The organism is Phycicoccus sonneratiae, from assembly GCF_016887965.1.
Taxonomy (GTDB): Bacteria; Actinomycetota; Actinomycetes; order Actinomycetales; family Dermatophilaceae; genus Phycicoccus; species Phycicoccus sonneratiae.
Genome location: NZ_JAFDVD010000008.1, coordinates 113,021 through 130,244 on the forward strand (window position 1 = coordinate 113,021; position 17,224 = coordinate 130,244).

Below are 17,224 nucleotides of genomic sequence, written 5' to 3' on the forward strand. Positions count from 1 at the left end.
TTGATAACCTCCACGGCGTTAGTCGACGGCAATGGTCCAGCCACCTCTCAGTACGAGTTTGTCCACGTCGGGAACCACTATCGAGGCATCTTCGGCCCCAACGTCAAGACTTAGATCGCCCGCGTTGTCGCGGGAGAGCTTGAGCTGATCGCCCGGCACCGCTCCCAGTTCTCGCAAGAGACGCGCGATCTGTGTGAGCCGATACTCGGACCTTGTCCCTATCCCCAAGTCCTTGGTGTTATAGAACACAAACCTCGCTGGTCGGAACACCCCGAGCCGCGGCACGCGGATATGCATGTTCGCATCGGGATTGACGGCAGTTGGATTCAGACGAGGAAAGAGTCGGAGAATTCGCGCGTCCTTGGGAATCAGGATCCCCGACTGATGAGTTCGAGAGTGCCCAGTGTCCGTAGCACTCAGCGTCTTGAAGGCACTGACTGATCTGTTCTCTCTGTTCTCCATCAATTCTCCTTTGTTGCCTCTGCAGCAGCGTCCTCAACTGCCCCCGCCACCTCCCGTTTCTCCGAAGAGACTTCCAAAGCCCCCTCCTCGACACTATCTGCATACAAGAGATGCGTCACGAAGACAGTTTGTCGCTGCCCCGTTCGATGCGCCCGCGCCGTGGCTTGGTCGGTTGCCGCCGGGTTCCATTCGGGATTAAAGTGATAGACGTAATTGGCTGCGGTGATATTCAACCCGACTCCCGCAGCGCGCGGATTCATGACCAGCACCGCCGATCCGACAACTGACTCAAAGTGATCAATGACAGCTTGCCGCTCAACCGGGCCCGTCCTTCCGTCCACAGGGGCACACAATTGCACGTGTGGCAGGCCGGCAATCCGCTCGACAAGGCGATCAACCGTCCTTGTGAACGAAGTGAAAATGAGAATCTTCTTTCCCTGTTCTGCGAGACCCCTCACGGTGGACAGGATGTATTCCATTTTGGATGAGGCGTCCACAAGTTCCGGTGCGCGGCTCTCATCACCAACGGCGCAGAATTGTCGCCTCGCCTGTATCGCTGCCAAGCCACCTCCGACGGAGCTAATGGATTCATACATTGCACGCTCCGCTTCGCTCATGTCGAGCGCGACGTGCTCCTCTACCTTGGGTGGCAACTGAGATCCCACGTCAACCACCCTGCGTCGCAACATGACGGGGGCCACCGCCCGGCCCGTGATCACTGCCTCTTGAAGGTCTCGATCCCTCCCTACTACGGCTTCCTGATGCTGTTTCGCAAGTTCTGGGACTACGAACTCGACGATTGACCAGATGTCCGAGAGACCGTTCTCAACCGGCGTACCGGTAATAGCTATGCCGACCCTCTTCGGCAAGGATTTGAGGATCCTCGCCCGACGGCTTTCCGGATTCTTTATTGCCTGAGCCTCGTCAACTATTACCAGGTTCCAGTGGACGTCGACCATGAATATCGAATCGTTGGCCACCACATCGTAGGAGGCGACAACGACATCAAAGTTCTCAAGCGTCCCGCTAACGCCGGCCCTAAGCGGGCCCGCATGCACAAGGACCTTCAATTGTGGCGCAAACCTCGTGAGTTCGCGAAACCAGTTTGTTGTCAGACTAGATGGGCAGACAACCAGAGAAGTCCCATCGCCTTGGCAATCGGCGATCAGGGTAATTGCTTGCAGGGTCTTGCCAAGGCCCATCTCGTCGGCCAGCAGACTGCCTACGCCCATCCTCGCGAGGGTTCGAAGGAAGCCGGATCCCTGTTCTTGGTAGGGAAATAGGGTCGCATTCGCGATCTTCGGGGGGCCAATCTTGGACGCAGCTCGCTCCGCCTCCCGCTGAACATCGATCCTCACCAGATCAACAAAGGCGGGATCGTGGTTAAAGGCGATTGCGGCCCTCTGATACGTCGCGAGGTTCACCGCCCCCAAGGTGACGCCGACTTGTTCGGTCATTTCGAAGAGGCGAGTCACCTCGAGGCCAGGCAGCTCGTGCCAAGCGCTGGCAAGCACGACATGGCTTTGCCCATCCTTGATGGGGGTCGCGCGGCCGCCGAAACTCGCTACAACCTCGAGGGTAAGCGCATCCAGAGAGTCACCCATGGCCCTAATTCGAGGCAGGGCGAGTTTGGCTGAGAGACGTCGTATGGGCGAGGCCGCAAGCTCGTCCGCCGCGAAGGCGGTTCGTACGACGTCAGCAGGCACGCGGTCCACCCGTCGTCCGTCGACGGCAACAAGCTCCGAGCCGGATATGGCCCACCCCATCAGGATCCCATCTGGTCCACTACTAGGTCTGTCTCACCCACAATGAGCTCATCCGCCCTTGGAGTGAGCAGAAACTGCTCCACCGCGACGCAGGTCGCCGCAGTATCCCGCCGAACAGCACACTCCCAGATCGTGACGACTCTCCAGCCGGCGAGCTTCAGGCTAGCAACCTGGCGTACGTCTCGCTCTCGATTGGCAGCAATCTTTCTCTCCCAGAACACGGCTCGCGTCTGGGGCAATCGAAAGAACCTGCAGCCGTCGTGGCCGTGCCAAAAGCATCCATGGACGAATACAACTGCTCGCCACTTGGGCAGCACGATGTCGGGCCGCCCGGGCAGGCTGCTGACGTGAACCCGAAACCGATAGCCGCGCCGATGGAGTGCGCTCCTGACAGCGAGCTCGGGTCTCGTGTCCGTCGACCTGATGCTCGCCATCATTCGACTTCGAGTCGCCGAGTCGACCACATCTGCCATCTGGACAGACTACGGGCGCACGGCCAGCGCCTCGCTAGCTGGCGCGACCCAAGGGGCCATCGCTCTTGCTACCGATTCGATAACCGGCACGACCACACTGTTTCCGAACTGCTTATAGGCACGAGTGTCGCTCACCGGAATTCGGAACGAGTCAGGGAAACCCATGATGCGCGCACATTCCCGCGGGGTCAGCCTTCTGGGGTTGAGACCCGCTCCACGATTCACGAGGATCTCAGAACCATCCTTATAGTACCTTGCCGAGAGCGTTCTAGACACATCATTCGGACCAACGATCCCGTATCCGAACCCGTTGCCTGCGCCCCTGTGTTTCGCGCGATAGTCCTGCAAGTAGGTCCAGAGCCTATCGCTAAGAACATACTTCTCGGCGGCGTTGCCGCGACTATCCGTATATGGCAATTCGACGCCGTCAGTTACCGCGCCGTGTAGGACCTCTCCCATTCGGGGGTATTTCCCATCTAAGTCAACGGCGTTGAGGTCAAAGCGTGTACCTTGCGGAAACGTGTCCTTGTCGAAGCCGACCATCACAATCCGCTTCCGCCCTTGCGGCACGACTTCGCGGGAGTCAAAGACGCGGCTGTGGAACTCGTATCCTAGCTCGCTCTCCAGCCGCTCGCGGATGACCTCGAACGTCCTTCCCTTATCGTGCGACATCAGGTTGCGCACATTCTCGAGCAGGAACGCTCGGGGCCGCTTCTTGTCAATGATGCGGGCAACGTCGAAGAAGAGGGTGCCTTGAGTTGGATCATTAAAGCCGTGGGGTCGACCAAGTGCGTTCTTCTTGGAAACGCCCGCAATACTGAACGGCTGGCAGGGAAAACCTGCCACAAGGACGTCGTGGTCGGGAATATCCGCGGCATCAACCTGGGTGATGTCACCATCAAAGGGATGCTGATCCTGTAGGTCAAAATTCGCTTCATACGTCTTGCGAGCGTACGCATCCCACTCAGATGTGTACAGACACTCCCCACCTGCGCGCTCAAAACCGAGTCGGCACCCGCCGATTCCGGCGAAGAGGTCGATGAAGGTGAACCTTGCGGCCTTCACAATTGGTCCTCAGATCGTTGCAGCGTGGTTGCGGAGCGGATGGGTCGCGTCATAGCGAGCGCAATCAGCGCCCTCTCAGAGAGACACTTCTAAAACACGGGGGCAGTCGCCTTCGTGCCGGCCAAAGCCGAGCCCTAGACACAGTCGACGGTGGGTTAACCGCCCCCCACAGCCTCGATGACGTCAGCTGCAGCCGCTGGTGGAGCCGCAGCCCTCGCAGACGTAGCAGGAGCCGGCAGGACGCATCTTGGTCCCGCAGGTCATGCACATCGGGGCGTCGGCGGCCTTGGAGTTGCCGAACGCCGCCAGGAGGTCGGCCGAGCTGTGGATCTCCGAGGAGACCTCACGAGCCGAGGCCGCACCCGAGCCGGAGGCGACGGTCGCCGCGGAGTCCGCGTCGGCCGAGTGCGTCTCCGCCGCGGCCGGAGCAGAAGCAGCAGCCGGCTCCTCGTGCTTCTTGGACGAGGCGCCGATGCCGACCGAGAGCGACTCGATCTCCTCCTCGAGCTCCTCGTCGGACTCCGCGGACTCCGGCGCGTACGAGCCGGTCTCGAGCTGGCGCGCCCGCTCCTCCGCGGTGTGGATGCCCATGTAGGAGCGCGTGTCGAAGTCGAGGTGGTCCAGGGCCAGCCGGCGGAACACGTAGTCCATGAGCGACTGCGCCATCCGCACGTCCGGGTCGTCGGTCATGCCGGCCGGCTCGAAGCGCATGTTCGTGAACTTCTCGACGAACGTCTCGAGCGGCACGCCGTACTGCAGCGCGACCGAGGTGACGATCGAGAAGGCGTCCATGACGCCGGCGAGCGTGGAGCCCTGCTTGCCGAACTTGAGGAAGACCTCGCCGAGGCGGCCATCGTCGTAGGTGCCGGCCGTGAGGTAGCCCTCGGCCCCGCCCACGGCGAACGACGTGGTCTGGCTCGTACGGCGCTTCGGGAGACGCTCGCGGGTCGGCCGGTAGACGACCTTCTCGACGATCTCCGTCGTGGCAGCAGCCACCGCGGCAGAGGCCTTGTCCGCCGCAGCGTCCTTGGCGGTCGAGCCGCCGTCGGAGAGCGGCTGCCCGACCTTGCAGTTGTCGCGGTAGACCGCGAGCGCCTTGAGGCCGAGCTTCCAGCCCTGGACGTAGACGTCCTGGATCTCCTCGACGGTCGCCGTCTCCGGCAGGTTCACCGTCTTCGAGATGGCACCGGAGAGGAACGGCTGCGTCGCGGCCATCATCCGGACGTGGCCCATCGGGGAGATGGCGCGCGCACCCATCGCGGTGTCGAAGACCTCGTAGTGCTCGGTCTTCAGGCCCGGCGCGTCGATGACGTGGCCCTTGTCGGCGATGTACTCGACGATCGCCTCGACGGTCTCCTCGGTGTAGCCGAGCTTGCGCAGGGCCCGCGGGATCGTGAGGTTGACGATCTGCATCGAGCCGCCACCGACGAGCTTCTTGAACTTCACGAGCGAGAAGTCGGGCTCGATGCCGGTGGTGTCGCAGTCCATCATGAAGCCGATGGTCCCGGTGGGGGCGAGCACCGACGCCTGGGCGTTGCGGTAGCCGTTCTTCTCCCCCAGCTTGACGACGTCGTCCCACGCCTTGGTGGCGACGCGGTGGATGTCCTTGTCCATCGTGCCGAGCGTGCGGACGTCGTCGTTGGCGGCGGCGTGCTTGCGCATGACCCGCTTGTGGGCGTCGGCGTTGCGGGCGTACCCGGCGTACGGGCCGACGACGGCAGCCATCTCGGCGGAGCGCTTGTAGGCGGCACCGGTGAGCAGCGAGGTGATCGACGCGGCCAGCGCCCGGCCACCCTCGGAGTCGTACCCGTGGCCGGTGGCCATGAGCAGCGCGCCGAGGTTGGCGTAGCCGATGCCGAGCTGGCGGTAGTCGCGGGTGGTGATGCCGATCGACTCGGTCGGGAAGTCGGCGAAGCAGATCGAGATGTCCATCGCCGTGATGACGAGCTCGACGACCTTCTGGAAGGTGACGGCGTCGAAGGTGTCGTCGTCCTTGAGGAACTTCAGGAGGTTGAGCGAGGCCAGGTTGCACGAGGAGTTGTCGAGCGACATGTACTCCGAGCACGGGTTGGACGCGGTGATGCGGCCGCTCTCGGGGTTGGTGTGCCAGTCGTTGATCGTGCCGTCGTACTGGATGCCCGGGTCGGCGCACTCCCACGCGGCCTTGGCGATCTTGCCCATGAGCTCGCGGGCGTCGACGGTCTCGATGACCGAGCCGTCCTTGCGCGAGGTGAGCCCGAACTCGGTGCCTTCCTCGACGGCGCGCATGAACGCGTCGTTGACGCGGACCGAGTTGTTGGCGTTCTGGTACTGGACGGAGGTGATGTCCTTGCCGCCGAGGTCCATGTCGAAGCCGGCGTCGCGCAGCGCGCGGATCTTGTCCTCCTCGCGCGCCTTGGTCTCGACGAACTCCTCGATGTCCGGGTGGTCGACGTCGAGGACGACCATCTTCGCCGCGCGGCGGGTGGCGCCACCGGACTTGATGGTGCCCGCGGAGGCGTCGGCGCCGCGCATGAACGAGACCGGGCCGGAGGCGGTGCCGCCGGAGGACAGCAGCTCCTTGGAGGAGCGGATGCGCGAGAGGTTGAGGCCCGCGCCCGAGCCGCCCTTGAAGATGAAGCCCTCCTCCTTGTACCAGTTGAGGATGGAGTCCATGGAGTCGTCGACCGAGAGGATGAAGCAGGCGCTGACCTGCTGCGGGCTCGCGGTGCCGACGTTGAACCAGACCGGCGAGTTGAAGCTGAACACCTGGTGCAGCAGGGCGTAGCTCAGCTCGTGCTCGAAGATCTCGGCGTCCTCGGGGCTGCCGAAGTACCCGTGGTCCTTGCCGGCCTTGACGTAGGTGAGGACGACGCGGTCGATGAGCTGCTTGAGCCCGGTCTCGCGCGCCTCGGTGCCGACGGCCCCGCGGAAGTACTTCGTCGTGACGATGGTGGAGGCGTTGACGCTCCAGAAGTCGGGGAACTCGACCCCGCGCTGCTCGAAGATCGTCTCGCCCGTCTTCCAGTTCTGCTGGACGACGTCGCGCTTCTCCCAGGTCACCTCGTCGTACGGGTGGACGCCCGGCGTGGTGTAGATCCGCTCGATCTTCACCCCCTTGCCCTTGGCGGCCTTGCGGGCACCTGCACGTGCTCCGGCGACATCGGTCATGCCTATCCCTTCCTTCTGCCCCGCTCGTGGGGGCCGTGGTGACCTGGTGGTGCTGTTCTACTGCTGGGGTCCGACAGGCGCTCCGGCCTGCGGTTCCTCCGCGGTCGCCTCTCGTTCGGCGCGCAGGAGGGTGATGGCCGACTCGAAGTCCTCGAGGGAGTCGAAGGCCTGGTAGACCGACGCGAACCGCAGGTACGCGACCTCGTCGAGCTCGCGCAGCGGCTCGAGGACGGCCAGGCCGACCTCGTGGGCGTCGATCTCTGCGGAACCCGCACTGCGGATGGTCTCCTCGACCTTCTGGGCGAGGAGGGCGAGGTCGTCCTCGGTGACCGGGCGGCCCTGGCAGGCCTTGCGGACGCCGACGAGGACCTTGGGCCGGCTGAACGGCTCGGTGGCGCCGGAGCGCTTGACGACGCTCAGGCTCGCGGTCTCGACGGTGGTGAACCGGCGGCCGCACTCCGGGCACTGGCGGCGGCGGCGGATGGCCGCGCCGTCGTCGGTGGTGCGGGAGTCCATGACCCGGGAGTCGGTGTGCCGGCAGAACGGGCAGTGCATGTCCTCGGCACCCTCTCCTGTGGACGAACTGGTGGACTCTCGTGTGAACAACCTGTGGATGACGCTGATTTCGTGTGCACAAGATGTGGACGAACTACAGCGGTGTAACCACTAGATGTTGTGCCCATCATGCATCGCGTGTGACCTGCGACGCAAGAAGGCGCGGCCAAAGATCGTCCGTTCGGCTGTTTGCGCAGGTCAGAGGGGGTGCGGGCGGCCGTGGGTCGGGGCGGCTCGGCGTGTCGCAACACCATTGGTGGGACTCGTGTGACGGGTGAGGCACCAGATCTGGGGGTCGCGGCCGGTCCGTCGTCCCCAGCTGTGGGGACGGGTCGCTCGACGAGCTCGACCCGGCGCCGGGGGGATGCTCCGCTCCCGGCGCCGGGGACGCTCACTCCCCCGGGCAGGCGCTCTGGTGGACCAGGGCGGCGGTGACCATCCAGTGCCAGTCGGTGGCACCCGAGCCGCCGCGCGCGCCGGCCCCGCAGCCGCACTCCCAGTGCCACCGGCCGAGGACGTCGCACGTGACGGCCGGGTGGTGGGTGCGGCGGGCGGTCCGCCGGCGGTTGGTCCTCATGGGCGTCAAGAGGGCCGAACGCGCCTGCTGATACCGAAGGACCTGCGGCCGGATGTCCAAGGTCCCGGATGGGAGCGCTTTCCACGCCTGTGGACTGCACGGATGCCCGCATCGGCCGTTCGGCCATCGGGGGTCCTCCGACCATCCGCACCTTCGGAATCAGTAGTGGCTTTACCGTTCCTTGGTGGCACCGTTGACAACGTCATACCGAAGCAGGGGACACGCTTCTGGGAGGACAGCGTCATGGGATACCACCTCGAGGGGCCGCTCGGCCGCTACACCGTGTGCTCGGCTTCGCCGCGCCGCGACGGCGAGCACGCCCCGTCACCCCTGGTCGACCTCATCCGCGTCGGCGTCAGCGCTCTCTCGCGCCTGCCGCACACGCAGCACACCGGCGGCTCCGGCCGTCGGCACGGCTGAGGTCACGGACGACCCACGCCGCGGGTCCCGTCGGGCGTGGGGGTGCAGGAGCCGAGCCAGCTCCTCGACCCCCTCGACCAGGCGGGGCCCCGGCCGGGCCCACTGCCCGTCGGCGTCCACCGCGTGGGTCGCCACCCTCGCCGGCAGCACCCCCTGCGCGATCAGCGCGTCCGCCTGCTCCCGGGCCCCGGCCCGGTCGAAGCCGCACGGCGCGACGACGACGACCTCCGGCCGAGCCGCCGCGACGTCGTCCCACGTGACCCGGTGCGAGCGGGCGCCGGCCGTGCCGAGCACCGCCTCTCCCCCAGCCGCCTCGACGAGCTCGGGCACCCAGTGCCCCGGCGCGTACGGCGGGTCGGTCCACTCGAGCACGACGACCCGCGGTCGAGGCCGGCCGGCCACCTGCTCGGCGACCCGGCCGAGCCGCTCGCGCAGTGACGTGACGAGCGCCTGCGCCGCCTCGGCCCGACCGACGGCCGCGCCGATGGTGCCGATGGACGCCAGCACCTCCTCGAGCGTGTGCGGGTCGACGGTGACGACCTCGGCCGTGCACCCGAGGTGGGCCAGCGCGGCGTCGACCGTCGCGACGTCGAGGGCGCAGACGGCGCAGAGGTCCTGGGTGACGACGAGGTCGGCGTCGAGGGCCGACAGGGCGCCGGCGTCGAGCCGGTAGAGGTCCTCCCCGCGCGCGACGGCCGCGGTGACGGCATCGTCGATCTCCCGGGGTGAGAGGCCCTCCGGCAGCGTGGTGTTCGAGACGACGGTGCGCATGCGGGCCTCGGCGGGGTGGTCGCACTCGAAGGTCACGCCGACGACGTCGTCGCCCGCACCGACCGCGAAGAGGATCTCGGTGGCGGACGGGACGAGGCTGACGACGCGCACGCCGCGACCCTACGTCGCCCGTCCCCGGGACGGCTCAGCCGGACGGGACGGTGCGCCGCCGGAAGCCGGCCATCCCCGCCGCGACGAGTCCCGCCGCGACGAGCGTCAGCCCGACGACCCCGCCGACGGCCACCGCCCCGACGGGTGGGTCGCCGACGTGCATCGTCGGGGAGAGGTCGAGCAGCCAGCCGGGCATCCGCAGCCCGGGCCCGAGGAGGGCGACGACGGCGACGACGCCGACCACCGCCCAGGCCGCGGGGACGGCTCGCGGGAGCAGGCCGAGCAGCGCGACGGCCACGCCGCCCACGACGAGCACCGCTGGCACGTACGCGAGCCCGCCGACGACGATGGGCCGGACCCCACCGGCGTCGCCGGTCGACCACGCCGTCGCCAGCGCGAGCACGAGCGATGAGCCGCCGAGCAGCACGACGAGCCCCGCCGTGACGACGCCGACGTGGACGCCGAGCCAGCGCAGCCGACCGACCGTGCCCACGAGCTGCGGCTCGAGGCGTCCGTCGGTCTCCTCGCGGCGCAGCGCGCCCAGCGACTGCACGACGTACCCCGTCGCGAGGACGGCGAGGTAGAGCAGGACGACCGAGAGGAAGCCGTCGGCCGGTCGGTCGCCGGGCGCGAGGAGGCGCTCGACGCCGGGGTTGCCGCGGACGGCAGCGACGACGTCGCTCGCGAGCGCGCCCATCACCGCGGCGAGGGCCACCGCCCCGGCCAGCCAGCCGACGAACGACGAGCGGTGCAGTGCGAGGGCCAGACCGACCGGGTGCCGCAGCAGCCGGGACGCCCGCGCCGGCCCGGCGCCTCCCCGCACGAGCGCCGCCCCGAGGTCGCGGCGTCCGGCGACGAGCACGGCGGCACCCGCGAGCGCGGCCGAGACGAGCAGCGGCACGGCGAGCACCCACCACCGGGGCCGGCCGAAGGGGGCGGCCCGCTCCACCCAGGTGAGCGGCGAGAGCCAGGCGAGCCACCAGCCGCGGACGTCGCCGACGCCCCGCACGACGTAGGACGCCGCGAGGACCCCCAGCGAGATGGCGGACACCGTGCGCGCGTGGAGCACCAGCTGCGCGAGCAGGCTTGCGAGGCAGGCGAACACGAGAGCCAGCGCCCCGAGGGAGGCGGCGTGGAGGGTGGCCCGGGCCGGGGGGATGCCGGCGAGCGCCATCCCGCCGGCCGACCCGAGAACGACGAGGACCACGGCGGCGGAGACGACGACGAGGGACGCCGCGACCGGCGCTCGGCGGTCGACGCGGCCGGCGAGCAGCGCCTCGAGACGGCCGCTCTCCTCCTCCCGGCGGGTCATCGCAGCGACGAGCGAGACCCCGAGCAGCGGCAGCGCGAGCGCGGCGACGAAGCCGAACTCGTCCTGGACGACGCCGCCCAGCGTGCCGATGCCCTCGACCCGGCCGTTGACGGCGACGAGCGCGTCGCCGGCGACGGCATCCGCGTACGAGCGCAGCTTCTCCGGGGTGTCGTACAGGCCGGCGACCGACACGGCCGTGCCGACGAGCGACCCGACGACCGCCACGACCCAGACGAGCGCGACCCGCCAGCGGGTGCGCAGCCGGACCCGCACGACGGCGCCGAGACCGGTCATCGCCGATCGGCCGAGTCGGCGTAGGTGCGCAGGAAGAGGGTGTCGAGGCTGGGTGGGTGGACGGTGAGGGTGTGGATGCCCGCCGCGTGCAGCCGGCCGACGACGGCGTCGAGGTGCTCGGCGTCGACGGTGAGCCGGACGTCGGTGCGCCCCTCCCCCGCCGGCTCGGCCTCGACGCCCTCGACGCCGGGCGCGTCCCGCAGGTCCTCGGCCGTGCCGTCGACGACGGCGTGGACGACGGTGCGGGTGTGCCGGCGCAGCTCGGCGAGCGTGCCGGTCGTCACGGTCCGGCCGCGGCGGACGATGCTCACCCGGTCGGCGAGCGCCTCGACCTCGCCGAGCAGGTGGCTCGAGAGCAGGACGGTCGCGCCCTCGGAGCGCCGCTCGCGCACGACGTCCTGGAAGGTCTGCTCCATCAGCGGGTCGAGCCCGGAGGTCGGCTCGTCGAGGACGAGCAGCTCGGAGTCGGCGGCCAGGGCCGCGACGAGCGCGACCTTCTGGCGGTTGCCCTTGGAGTAGTCGCGCGCCCGCTTCGTGGGGTCGAGGTCGAACCGCTCGACGAGGGCGTCGCGGCGCCGGTCGTCGAGACCGCCGCGGACGGCGCCGAGCACGTCGAGGCACTGGCCGCCGGTCAGACCCGGCCAGAGCGAGACGTCGCCGGGGAGGTAGGCGACGCGGGCGTGCAGTCGGGCGGCGTCGCGCCAGGGGTCGCCGCCGAGGAGCCGCACGCCACCGGCGTCGGCCCGGACCAGGCCGAGCAGCACGCGGATGGTCGTCGACTTCCCCGCCCCGTTCGGCCCGAGGAAGCCGTGCACCTCCCCCGGACGGACCGCGAGGTCGAGGCCGTCGAGGGCGCGGACTCCCCCGAAGTGCTTGACCAGGCCCTCGATCCGGATGACGTCGTCGGTACTCACGTCGGGTCTCCTCCCGGGCCGGCGGTGGGTGGGTCGGTGGCCTCCGGCGGTGCGAGGAACGCGCCGTGGAGGTAGACGTCGGTGGCCTCGGCCGTCCAGCGGGCCATCCCCGCGGGGGTCAGCGGGTTCTCGCCGAGGACGGCGCCGAGGTGCGGGGCGAGCAGCACGACCGCGAGGTCGCCGGCGAGGAGGAGGGCGGCGCGGGCCTCGCGGTCGCGGCTCGGGCGCCCGACCCCGGCCTCCTCGAGCCGTTCGACGAGGCCGAGGGTGAGGGTGTGCCAGCGGCGGACGAGCGCGGTCCCCGCGGGGTCGCCGGAGAGGAGCAGCCGGCGCAGGTAGAGCACGAGCGGGGAACCGGCGCGGAACTCGGCGGCGAAGGCCTCCGCGAGCGAGGCCGGCTCGCCGCCCCCGAGCACCTCGGCGAGGTCGCCGCCCTCGAGCCGCGCGAGCATCGCGTCGAAGGCCCCGGCGGCGTGGTCGTCGACCACGGCCCGCAGCCCGTCCTTGCTCCCGAAGTGGTGCAGGACCAGGGCGGGCGACACCCCAGCGGCGGCGGCGATCTCGCGGACGGTCACCGCGTCGGGACCCTTGTCGGCGAAGAGGGCGAGGGCGGTGTCGCGGATCGTCGCCCGGGCGGTGCGGTCCGGGTCCCTCGCCTCCGGTGCTGAACGCATGAACAGCATGCTAAACGCTTGTTCAGTCTGCGTCCAGCCCCCGGTGTCGGGGGCGGGTGCTTCCATGGGGCATGGCCACGCCGCAGTGGGAGACCCATCCCGTCACGCCCAGCCGGTTCGACGACTTCGCCGACGTCGTCAACCCCAACCGGCGCGCCACGCACTGCTGGTGCCTGTCGCACCGGCTGCGCGCCCAGGAGATCGAGGAGCTCGGGCAGGGCAGCCGCGAGGAGGCCGCCCGCCGGCTGTGCGCCCGCAGGAACCCGCCGGGGGTCGTCACCTACCTCGACGGCACGCCCGTCGGCTGGTGCAACGTCGGTGCGCGCTCGGACATCCCGCGGCTCGTCCACAGCACGAAGATCCACCCCGTCGACGACCTGCCGGTGTGGAGCATCATCTGCGTCGTCGTGCGCGGTGGGCACCGGAAGAAGGGGGTCACCCGGCCGCTCATCGAGGGGGCGGTCGAGTACGCCGCGTCACGAGGAGCGCCGGCCGTCGAGGCCTACCCCGTCGACCCCGGCGGGAAGCGGATGGACCTGACGATGGCCTTCGTCGGCACCCGGGCGATGTTCGAGAAGGCGGGGTTCGAGGTCGTCGGGGAGACCGACGCGGTCGCCTCGAAGATGCCGCGGCTCGTCATGCGGCGCATGCTCGGCTGAGTCGCGGGTGCGGTGTGTCGGGGGCTCAGTCGCCGCCGGCCAGCTCGAGGAGCACCGTGCCGACCTTCTGCCCCGAGCCGGCGTACCGGTACGCGTCGACGACGTCGTCGAGGACGTAGGTCCGGTCGAGCACCGGCCGGAAGGCGCCGCTCTCGAGGCGCGACCGGAGGTACTCGGTCATCTCGGCGTCCGCGAACGGCACGGGGAAGACGACGCGTCGGCCCTTCTGCGCGAGGCCGATCGCCGCGAGGGGGACGTTCTGCCCGAGCGGGCCTAGCTCGGAGGACGAGTAGACCCCGCCCGGGGCGAGCAGCGGGCGGCACTGCGCGAAGGTGCTCGTGCCGACCGTGTCGAGGACGGCGTCGAACGGGCCTCCGGCGGCGCTCAGGGGCTCGCGCTGCCAGTCGACGACGCGCTCGGGTCCCAGGCCGGCGACGAGGTCGAGGTGCGCCGTGGGGGCGGTCGCCGTGACGCGCATCCCGGCGTCGACGAGCAGCTGCACGGCCGCCGAGCCGATGGCCCCGGTGGCGCCGTGCACGAGGACGGACTGCCCGGACCGAAGCCCGCAGCGCCGGACGAAGGACCAGGCGTAGTGGCCGCCCTCGGTCGCCGCCGCGGCGCTCGCGAGGTCGACGCCGTCGGGCACCCGGGCGACCATCGCGGACGCCGCGACGAGGGCGAGCTCGGCGTGGGCCCCGAACCGCCCCTCCACGTACGCGAAGACCCGGTCGCCGGGGGCGAAGCGGCCGACGTCGGCGCCGACGGCCTCGACGACGCCGGCGAGCTCGGTGCCGCCGACCGGGTGCCGGGGCCCGCGCCAGCCGGCCACCGAGCGGATGAACCACGGGCTCGCGGTGCGGTAGGCGCAGTCGGTGCGGTTGACGGTGCTCCAGTGGACCCGGACGAGGAGGTCGGCCGGGCCCGGCACGGGGTCCGGGACCTCCTCGACCCGCACGACCTCCGGGGGTCCGTAGCGCGACGTGACGGCGGCCCTCATCCCGCTGAACTTAGTGGGACGAGGGCCGCCGTGGACAGGGCTCCCGGGTCAGGGGTCCGGCCTCAGAGCTCCGGGCCCTTGGCGCGCAGCTTGTCGACCTCGGTCATCGCCTCGCGCAGCTCCCCGAGCCAGGACTCGGCGTGGTCGCCGACGAGCCGGACGCACCAGGCGAGGGCGTCGCTGCGGGAGCGGGCCACACCGGCGTCGACGAGGGTGTCGAGGACCGTGCGCTCGGGCTGGCGCAGGCGGGTCATCACCGGGACGGCGAGGTGGGTGAACAGGGCGGTCGTGTCGCCGACCCGCGCACCCCACGAGACGGTGCGGCCGTAGCGGGCCTGGGCCTCGTCGGCGACGGCCATCCGCTGCTCGCGGGTCTCGGCACGGAAGCGGGAGATCCGGCCCTCGGCCTCGGCGGCGTCGGTGCCGGCCTCGACGCCGGCGAGGGCGCCGACGACGGTGATCTCCTCGCGGTCGACGGTGACGTCGACGTGGTCGAACCAGCCGTCGGGCAGGCGCCCGGCAAACCACTTCGCGGCGTCGTCGGCGTTCGGCAGGTCGCCCTGCTGCCAGCCGCCGGGGCGGCCGGGGCCACGGCCCCGGCGTCCGCCCGGGCCACCGCCGGGGCCGGGACGCATGCCGCGCGGGCCGCGGTGTGGGCCGAAGCCCGCGCGGGGACCGCGGCGTGGGGCGCCGGGGGTGAGGTCGGGGGTGTCGTGTCGCGTTCTCATGGTGTTCTCCTTGCAGGTATTACGTGATTACACCATTGCAGAACGCGGACGTCCAGTGCGCTGTTCCCGAGCCGTGCGGGCCGAGGTGACGGTGGGGGCGCGACGGCGGAGGCGGGGCTCGACGCCGGTCGAGAGAGCGGGGTGACGCGGGCCGGCGGAGCGGTGCTCGGACGCCGGCTGGTGACCAGAGCTGCGGCGCGGGGACCCAGGAAAGGTCGGCCGCCCTCACCCGCCGCGGTCGGAGAGCCACGGATGAGGGCCGGCCTGCGACCCGTGCGACGCGGGACCGCTACCTCCCTGCCGGCGACGGTCCCGCGCCGACTGGCCCCGTCGGGCCCGCCGAAGCGGTCCGGACGGGGAGTGCGACCCGGGGACCCTCTGTGTATCCCCGGGCCGCACGCCTACTCCCCCGGACTGAGGCTCTGGTGCACGAGCGCCGCCGTGAAGGCTCCGTGCCAGCCACCGGAGGGTGCAAACCCGCGGGCGCCGCATCCGCACGACCAGAGCCACCGACCCTGGCCGCCGCACTGGACGACCGGGTGGTGGGTGGCGCGGTAGGAGCTCCGCCGACGGTTCCGCATGCCGGGAAGTCTCGTCGTGGCGCAGGGGCTCGGGAACCTCCCACGCCGCTCCCCGGTCCGGTCAGCGGCCGATCGTGACAGGTCGGTGGATGGGTGCTCGTCCGTTCGGCCGAGGGTCGGCGACGGATGAGGTGCATGGGACGTCAAGGGTCGCCGAACCGCCCTCGGCGACCGCCAGAAACCCACGCTCGGTGGGGCGTCCGACGTGACGGCACCCGCTCCGGGAGAGCCGGGGGTGGACAGCACAGAGGGCGTCGCCTCTCCTGCACGGGAGACGACGCCCTCCGGCGTCCTGAGCCGGGTCGAGGGACTCGGACGGATGGTCCCGCGGCCGCCCTGCACGGCCGCGGGAAGCGTGGGGGTCAGCCCTGGGGGATGACGAGGTGCTGGCCGGCGCTGATGCGCGCGGTGCTCAGCTTGTTGGCGACCTGGATGGCGACGATGCCGTGGTCGACCGACATCCCCGGCAGCTCGGCGGCCGCGATCTCGGACAGCGTCTGCCCCGGCGTGACCGTGATGGTGTGCGCCGGCTCGCCGGCCCCGGCTGCACCCGTGACGCGGATCCCGAGGACGCCGGCGAGGACGGCCGCGGCGAGGACGAGGAGGACGAGCCGCCCGCGGGCGGTGAGGCGCAGGCCGGCCTCGGGCTCAACGCCCTCGCCACCGCCCTCGAGGACGACGAGACGGGGTCGCCGCGGCGCCTCGGGCCGGACGGCGGGGTGCTCCCACGCGATCGCGCTCATCATGTCCTCCATCCCGGCCGCGAGGGCGGCCGTCGAACCGGTGTTCGATAGAACGTCTGTACGAGTTGTAGCACGGATGTTCGAGCCGGACAAGACACGCGTCGAAAGAATGTTTGAATTCTCTGTTCGACGCCCGTACGCTGTCCTCATGCAGGAAAGACTGCACGGCAGCACCGACAAGCCGTCTGACCTGCACAAACACCACCAGGCGGGCCCGCACCCGGGCCTGCCGGCACCGAAGGGGTCGTGATGGCACGTCCGAGGAACGCCGACATCCACGAGATGCCCGACCGCGGCGACGGGGGCGAGCTGACGCACCGTCAGCGCAAGGTCCTCGAGGTCATCCGCAACGCCGTCGACCGGCACGGCTACCCCCCGAGCATGCGCGAGATCGGCGAGGCGGTCGGCCTCACCTCCCCCAGCTCGGTCGCCCACCAGCTCTCCGCGCTCGAGCGCAAGGGCTACCTGCGCCGCGACCCCAACCGCCCGCGCGCCATCGAGGTCGTCTCCCCCGACCGCGAGGGCAGCGGCTACCGGCGCCAGGAGCCGGACGACGTCGACGTCACGGGCATCGGCGACGAGCGCCCCGAGGCCTCCTACGTGCCGGTCCTCGGCCAGATCGCCGCCGGCGTGCCGATCACCGCCGAGGAGGTCGTCGAGGACGTCTTCCCGCTGCCGAAGCAGATCGTCGGCGAGGGCTCGCTCTTCCTCCTCAAGGTCGTCGGCGACTCGATGGTCGACGCCGCCATCTGCGACGGCGACTGGGTCGTCGTGCGCCAGCAGCCGACCGCCGACAACGGCGACATCGTCGCGGCGATGCTCGACAACGAGGCCACCGTCAAGACCTTCAAGCGCCGCGACGGCCACGTCTGGCTCATGCCGCACAACCCGGCCTTCGAGCCGATCGACGGCGACCACGCGACGATCCTCGGCAAGGTCACGGCCGTCCTGCGCCGCGTCTGACGCGGCGCG

The 17,224-nt window shown here is 69.9% G+C and carries 16 protein-coding genes; 2 read left to right on the plus strand and 14 right to left on the minus strand.

The genetic code is table 11. The features are described 5' to 3' along the window. Positions 1 to 18: 18 nt before the first annotated feature. The 11 genes from JQN70_RS21145 to JQN70_RS07830 all read right to left on the minus strand — a co-directional run bounded on the left by JQN70_RS21145 (position 19) and on the right by JQN70_RS07830 (position 12,544). Entirely contained in the window at positions 19 to 462 is a 444-nt protein-coding gene (locus JQN70_RS21145; RefSeq protein ID WP_204130758.1) for an EcoRII N-terminal effector-binding domain-containing protein, read from the minus strand. Continuing rightward, entirely contained in the window at positions 462 to 2,066 is a 1,605-nt protein-coding gene (locus JQN70_RS07785; protein WP_204130759.1) for a DEAD/DEAH box helicase, read from the minus strand. The genes JQN70_RS21145 and JQN70_RS07785 overlap by 1 nt, the downstream gene beginning before the upstream one ends. Before the next feature lie 161 nt (positions 2,067 to 2,227). Beyond that, positions 2,228 to 2,701 carry a very short patch repair endonuclease gene (locus JQN70_RS07790; RefSeq protein ID WP_204130760.1) on the minus strand — a complete coding sequence of 158 codons (474 nt, stop codon included), beginning with the start codon at positions 2,699 to 2,701 and terminating at the stop codon, positions 2,228 to 2,230. A 9-nt stretch (positions 2,702 to 2,710) separates the two neighbouring features. Beyond that, complete coding sequence (gene dcm, locus JQN70_RS07795) at positions 2,711 to 3,766, minus strand: DNA (cytosine-5-)-methyltransferase (protein WP_307835861.1); 1,056 nt, start codon at positions 3,764 to 3,766, stop codon at positions 2,711 to 2,713. A 183-nt stretch (positions 3,767 to 3,949) separates the two neighbouring features. Next, positions 3,950 to 6,916 carry a vitamin B12-dependent ribonucleotide reductase gene (locus tag JQN70_RS07800; RefSeq protein ID WP_204130761.1) on the minus strand — a complete coding sequence of 989 codons (2,967 nt, stop codon included), beginning with the start codon at positions 6,914 to 6,916 and terminating at the stop codon, positions 3,950 to 3,952. Positions 6,917 to 6,973: 57 nt separating this feature from the next. Then, on the minus strand, positions 6,974 to 7,471 hold the full coding sequence (nrdR, locus tag JQN70_RS07805) for a transcriptional regulator NrdR (RefSeq protein WP_204130762.1): 498 nt from the start codon (positions 7,469 to 7,471) through the stop codon (positions 6,974 to 6,976). A 391-nt stretch (positions 7,472 to 7,862) separates the two neighbouring features. After that, positions 7,863 to 8,048 (minus strand): hypothetical protein, encoded by a 186-nt coding sequence (locus JQN70_RS07810; protein WP_204130763.1) that lies wholly within the window; start codon positions 8,046 to 8,048, stop codon positions 7,863 to 7,865. A 324-nt stretch (positions 8,049 to 8,372) separates the two neighbouring features. Further along, on the minus strand, positions 8,373 to 9,350 hold the full coding sequence (locus tag JQN70_RS07815; protein WP_204130764.1) for a cobalamin-binding protein: 978 nt from the start codon (positions 9,348 to 9,350) through the stop codon (positions 8,373 to 8,375). A 34-nt stretch (positions 9,351 to 9,384) separates the two neighbouring features. After that, positions 9,385 to 10,956 (minus strand): ABC transporter permease, encoded by a 1,572-nt coding sequence (locus JQN70_RS07820; RefSeq protein ID WP_204130765.1) that lies wholly within the window; start codon positions 10,954 to 10,956, stop codon positions 9,385 to 9,387. Next, positions 10,953 to 11,870 (minus strand): ABC transporter ATP-binding protein, encoded by a 918-nt coding sequence (locus JQN70_RS07825; protein WP_204130766.1) that lies wholly within the window; start codon positions 11,868 to 11,870, stop codon positions 10,953 to 10,955. The genes JQN70_RS07820 and JQN70_RS07825 overlap by 4 nt, the downstream gene beginning before the upstream one ends. Beyond that, positions 11,867 to 12,544, minus strand: a complete 678-nt coding sequence (locus tag JQN70_RS07830; RefSeq protein WP_204130767.1) for a TetR/AcrR family transcriptional regulator — start codon at positions 12,542 to 12,544, stop codon at positions 11,867 to 11,869. Before JQN70_RS07830 ends, JQN70_RS07825 begins: the two co-directional genes overlap by 4 nt. Before the next feature lie 71 nt (positions 12,545 to 12,615). Between JQN70_RS07830 and JQN70_RS07835 the strand changes: the two genes are divergently transcribed. Next, the gene (locus JQN70_RS07835; protein WP_204130768.1) at positions 12,616 to 13,203 is read left to right on the plus strand and encodes a GNAT family N-acetyltransferase; all 588 of its coding nucleotides are present in this window, start codon (positions 12,616 to 12,618) and stop codon (positions 13,201 to 13,203) included. Positions 13,204 to 13,228: 25 nt separating this feature from the next. On the opposite strand, the gene JQN70_RS07840 is transcribed toward JQN70_RS07835, so the two are convergent. The 3 genes from JQN70_RS07840 to JQN70_RS07850 all read right to left on the minus strand — a co-directional run bounded on the left by JQN70_RS07840 (position 13,229) and on the right by JQN70_RS07850 (position 16,252). Beyond that, positions 13,229 to 14,200, minus strand: a complete 972-nt coding sequence (locus tag JQN70_RS07840) for a quinone oxidoreductase family protein (RefSeq protein WP_204130769.1) — start codon at positions 14,198 to 14,200, stop codon at positions 13,229 to 13,231. 62 nt (positions 14,201 to 14,262) lie between these two features. Then, a complete protein-coding gene (gene abmR, locus JQN70_RS07845) occupies positions 14,263 to 14,928 on the minus strand; it encodes an ATP-binding transcription factor AbmR (RefSeq protein ID WP_304622399.1) in 666 nt (221 codons plus the stop codon). Positions 14,929 to 15,871: 943 nt separating this feature from the next. Then, positions 15,872 to 16,252, minus strand: coding sequence for a LysM peptidoglycan-binding domain-containing protein (locus tag JQN70_RS07850; protein ID WP_204130770.1), 381 nt, complete (start codon positions 16,250 to 16,252; stop codon positions 15,872 to 15,874). Between the two features lie 249 nt (positions 16,253 to 16,501). Here JQN70_RS07850 and lexA point away from each other — a divergent pair, with 249 nt between their 5' ends. Beyond that, the gene (gene lexA, locus JQN70_RS07855; RefSeq protein WP_239111244.1) at positions 16,502 to 17,215 is read left to right on the plus strand and encodes a transcriptional repressor LexA; all 714 of its coding nucleotides are present in this window, start codon (positions 16,502 to 16,504) and stop codon (positions 17,213 to 17,215) included. Positions 17,216 to 17,224: the final 9 nt, after the last annotated feature.

Coding starts and splice junctions, on each gene's coding strand:
- JQN70_RS21145 (WP_204130758.1), bottom strand. CDS start 462: ATGGAGAACAGAGAGAACAGATCAGTCAGTGCCTTCAAGACGCTGAGT.
- JQN70_RS07785 (WP_204130759.1), bottom strand. CDS start 2,066: ATGGGTGACTCTCTGGATGCGCTTACCCTCGAGGTTGTAGCGAGTTTC.
- JQN70_RS07790 (WP_204130760.1), bottom strand. CDS start 2,701: ATGGCAGATGTGGTCGACTCGGCGACTCGAAGTCGAATGATGGCGAGC.
- JQN70_RS07800 (WP_204130761.1), bottom strand. CDS start 6,916: ATGACCGATGTCGCCGGAGCACGTGCAGGTGCCCGCAAGGCCGCCAAG.
- nrdR (WP_204130762.1), bottom strand. CDS start 7,471: ATGCACTGCCCGTTCTGCCGGCACACCGACTCCCGGGTCATGGACTCC.
- JQN70_RS07810 (WP_204130763.1), bottom strand. CDS start 8,048: ATGAGGACCAACCGCCGGCGGACCGCCCGCCGCACCCACCACCCGGCC.
- JQN70_RS07820 (WP_204130765.1), bottom strand. CDS start 10,956: ATGACCGGTCTCGGCGCCGTCGTGCGGGTCCGGCTGCGCACCCGCTGG.
- JQN70_RS07830 (WP_204130767.1), bottom strand. CDS start 12,544: ATGCGTTCAGCACCGGAGGCGAGGGACCCGGACCGCACCGCCCGGGCG.
- JQN70_RS07835 (WP_204130768.1), top strand. CDS start 12,616: ATGGCCACGCCGCAGTGGGAGACCCATCCCGTCACGCCCAGCCGGTTC.
- JQN70_RS07840 (WP_204130769.1), bottom strand. CDS start 14,200: ATGAGGGCCGCCGTCACGTCGCGCTACGGACCCCCGGAGGTCGTGCGG.
- abmR (WP_304622399.1), bottom strand. CDS start 14,928: ATGAGAACGCGACACGACACCCCCGACCTCACCCCCGGCGCCCCACGC.
- JQN70_RS07850 (WP_204130770.1), bottom strand. CDS start 16,252: ATGAGCGCGATCGCGTGGGAGCACCCCGCCGTCCGGCCCGAGGCGCCG.
- lexA (WP_239111244.1), top strand. CDS start 16,502: ATGGCACGTCCGAGGAACGCCGACATCCACGAGATGCCCGACCGCGGC.